The 3,376-nt window shown below is 62.8% G+C and carries 3 protein-coding genes; 1 reads left to right on the top strand and 2 read right to left on the bottom strand.

What is annotated here, in order from left to right:
- Positions 1-607: 607 nt before the first annotated feature.
- Positions 608-1,006, bottom strand: coding sequence for a hypothetical protein (locus tag C5E41_RS32750; protein ID WP_146097785.1), 399 nt, complete (start codon positions 1,004-1,006; stop codon positions 608-610).
- A gap of 253 nt (positions 1,007-1,259) precedes the next feature.
- On the opposite strand from C5E41_RS32750, the gene C5E41_RS32755 reads away from it, so the two are divergent.
- A complete protein-coding gene (locus C5E41_RS32755; RefSeq protein ID WP_181063541.1) occupies positions 1,260-2,234 on the top strand; it encodes a helix-turn-helix domain-containing protein in 975 nt (324 codons plus the stop codon).
- A gap of 42 nt (positions 2,235-2,276) precedes the next feature.
- Here C5E41_RS32755 and C5E41_RS32760 read toward each other — a convergent pair.
- A protein-coding gene (locus C5E41_RS32760; RefSeq protein WP_104379535.1) for an IS5 family transposase occupies positions 2,277-3,076 on the bottom strand; the annotation gives its coding sequence in 2 pieces (ribosomal slippage) (positions 2,277-2,746 and positions 2,746-3,076; 801 coding nt in all).
- Positions 3,077-3,376: the final 300 nt, after the last annotated feature.

Below are 3,376 nucleotides of genomic sequence, written 5' to 3' on the forward strand. Positions count from 1 at the left end.
TCAAGAACCGCGACCTCGGCCGCGTCCCCGCCGCCGGCACAACTGAAGAATGAACCATCAAACCGAGCCGAGCAGATGGTCCAAATTGAGATTCCGTCAGATGGTCCGGGTTCGCGTGCCGTTGACACCCCGGCCACCGCGTCTGTTTTCAAACTCTTTGGGCAGAACCCGACGATGATGTGCGGCAGCCGCCCCGCGTCATGGCGACACGCCACCCCAACCTGCGAAGCCGCACTGCCAGTGCGTGGATATATGCCGCACCACAACAGGGTCTGGACCTCTGACGTGTTCGGCGGTGTCGCAAATCAGACCGAACGAATTGGGCTGGGGCCCGCTCGTGCCAACCCGGCGCCACCCGATGGCCAGCGCCATCTCCGCGGTCGCTCTGAAACGGCTCGCTCCGGGGCTTCTGGCTGTCGGCTGAAACGGGGCACACTGGTCGTGTTTTCGCTGCCCGGGAGATCGGAATGCGTGAGGAATCCGTCGAAAGCTTGGCGGGTTACCGCCGTTGGTCGCGGCACTCGCTCGCACGACTGTGCGGACAAATCGGTGACCCGACGAGGCAGCGCTGCCAACCTAGAGGGACCTAGGATGAGGCAGGCGCGTCTCAGGATAGAACTCGGGAGGCTGCGAACATCGCGGATACCGATCGGACCGAGCGAACCTCGTTTCTGCGCGAGCAGCAGGTGATGGGCCGGCGTTCGGTGTTGTAGAAGTTGTCGATTTCATAGCCGCGACATTCGGCACCGGCGCCCGACTGAAGTCCCTGCTCGGGAAAACCGAGGAAGCCGAGCAACGCCTCGACGAAGGCGCGCGAGTGGCGCGGTCGTTGAAACTGCCCCGGCCGCAAGCGCGTATCGACGACGAGCGTATCCGGGCCGGCCTGGATCTCGATCTCAGAGCGCCACATACGAACAACGGGAGGAGTCGGCGGTGCGGCTGCTGTCCGACACAGCTTCGCGAACCCGCCCGCGGGCTGCCCTGCATACCTGGAGGGAAAGCCCATTCATTCCACATCGGTCTGTGAGTAGCATTACGGATTACCCAAACAGCGAGAAATAGTTTCGACGGATACGATGGGGCTCGGATTGGACATCCCCGTCGTTCGGTTGTTCGGCTAGCCGGAAGTCCGTCCATCGGGCCGGTCGGTCTGGTCCATCGTCGGATCGACTGGACGTAACGGATGGAGTCGGCCTGCGTCTGGGCGCAAACGCAGTAGGTCTAATCTGTCCTAAATGCCCTTTTCATTCGGAGCATGCATGCAGAAACTAGTTACGACTCAGGCAATCGAGCCGCCGTTCGGTTTCGACCACTGGGCCGATGAACTGGCCCGTACGATGTCCGTATCGGTGGATGCTCGGAGCACGGGGATGGATCACTTCCGTGGAACGGCGGCGGTGACCAGCATCGGCGAACTTCGTATTCTCTCAGCGGGCGCCGACCCGATGCAGGTGCGCCGCACGCAACGCCTGACGTTGCGGCACGAAGAGGATTTCTACAAAGTCGGCCTGCAGGTGTCCGGAACCGCCACCGTCGAGCAGGACGGTCGGCAATGCCACCTCGGCCCCCGCGATTTGGTGTTCTGCGATACCACACGCCCGTATTCGTTTATCTATGACACCGAATTCCGGACCGTGCTTGCTCTGGTGCCGCGGGCAGCGGTCCCACTCGGGCCGAATTCATTGAGCGGGATCACCGCGCGGACAATCGACTCCGAGTCCGGCATCTCACCGGTCCTCGTGTCCTTACTGCTGTCCTTGAGCGGTCGAAGCGGCCCCACCAGCAGTCCGGTCGCGTCCAGGGTGTCCGACGGTGCGGTCTCGCTCTTGACCGGGCTGTTGACCGAGAACATCGCGGGAACTCAGCCGGCATGGTCGGCGCCCGCGATGATGCTGCGAGTGCGCGATCATATCGATCGAAACCTGGCCGACCCGAACCTCTCACCGGACACTATCGCTGCCGCTCTGGGCATTTCGAGAAGGTACCTCTTCAAACTCTTCGCGGCCGAAAACATGACCGTTTCCGGTTGGGTCAGAAGCGAGCGGCTACGCCGATGCGCGCGGGATCTCACGGATCCGTCGATGAGGGAACAGTCAATCGGTCTCATCGCAGCCCGGTGGGGCCTGGTCGATAGTGGTCATTTCGCCCGGTTGTTCAAATCTACCTACGGCAGGACGCCGCGGGAATATCGAAATCAAGCGGTTTCCACCGAGGTTGAATACTTGGCCGATTGATAATTTCCGGAAACGATTCGATTACCCGGCCGATAAGAGCTCCTATCGGGTTCGGTTGCTGAGTCGTCGCCAGCAGATGAGGGCGGCGGCGAGGTCAAGGAATCCGTGGTGGATGTCGGTGCGTCGTTCCCATCGGATGGTCAGCCGTCGGTACTGGTGGAGCAGGGCGAAGGTTTGCTCGACGATCCAGCGGCCGGCGGTGACCTTGTCGCGGGTTCCGCGGCGAGCGATGTAGCCGGTGATATGTCGTTGCCGCAGTTCGGAATACACGCTGGGATAGTCGTAGCCCTTGTCGGCGATCAGGGTCGTGATCCGATGCCGGGCTCGGCCCGCACGCCCGCGCAGGGGCCGGACTCGGTCGAGCAGCGTGGGCAGCAGCAGATGGTCGTTGACGTTGGCCGCCGACAGCGCGACCGCGAGTGGGAAGCCGTTCGCGCAGGTCAGGATGTGGTGTTTGGAACCGGTCTTTGCGCGGTCGACCGGGCTGGGACCTGTTGCGGCGCCCCTTTTTTCGCCCGCACGTGCGAGCCGTCGACCATCACGCGGTCGAAGTCGATCATCCTGGCGGCGTGGGCTCGGGCGAGCACGGCCTGATGGATCTGTTCGAAGGCCCCGGCGGCTTGCCAGTCGCGTAACCTGCGCCAACAGGTCATCCCGGACCCGAAGCCCAGTTCCTGGGGCAGGTCCTCCCATCCGATCCCGGTGATCAGCACGAACAAGATCCCCTGCAGCACCAGACGGGAGTCCATCTGCGGCGGTCCCGGCGTCCCGGCCGGTTTCACCGGCAGTAGCGGTTCGATTACCGCCCACAACTCGTCATCCACGATCCAGGGTGCTGCCACATCGAAATATCCTGCACTGCAACCGAACCCGCCGCCAGTCGACTGAACCTGTTAGGAGCTCTAAGTCGGCCGGGTAAAATTTCGCCGGATCACTTCACTGTGCGGCTGCTGCGGCGTTGAACACGCCGGATCGGGCCGCGCCGCAGTGAACCGGGCTGACCACGACATGCGGCTGGCCTGTCCCCGATGGATGAGACCGCTTGGTATTAGAGTCCTGTTGGCCCTGCAAGGGGCTGGAAGGGACGATGAGAGATATGGCTGGTCGGAAGCGGCATTCCGCGGAGGACATCGTGCGCAAGC

It is taken from the genome of Nocardia nova (assembly GCF_002933465.1).
Classification (GTDB): domain Bacteria; phylum Actinomycetota; class Actinomycetes; order Mycobacteriales; family Mycobacteriaceae; genus Nocardia; species Nocardia nova_B.

Bases quoted from the DNA above. Each gene is read 5' to 3' on its own strand.
- C5E41_RS32750 (WP_146097785.1), bottom strand. From the start codon at position 1,006: ATGGGCTTTCCCTCCAGGTATGCAGGGCAGCCCGCGGGCGGGTTCGCG.
- C5E41_RS32755 (WP_181063541.1), top strand. From the start codon at position 1,260: ATGCAGAAACTAGTTACGACTCAGGCAATCGAGCCGCCGTTCGGTTTC.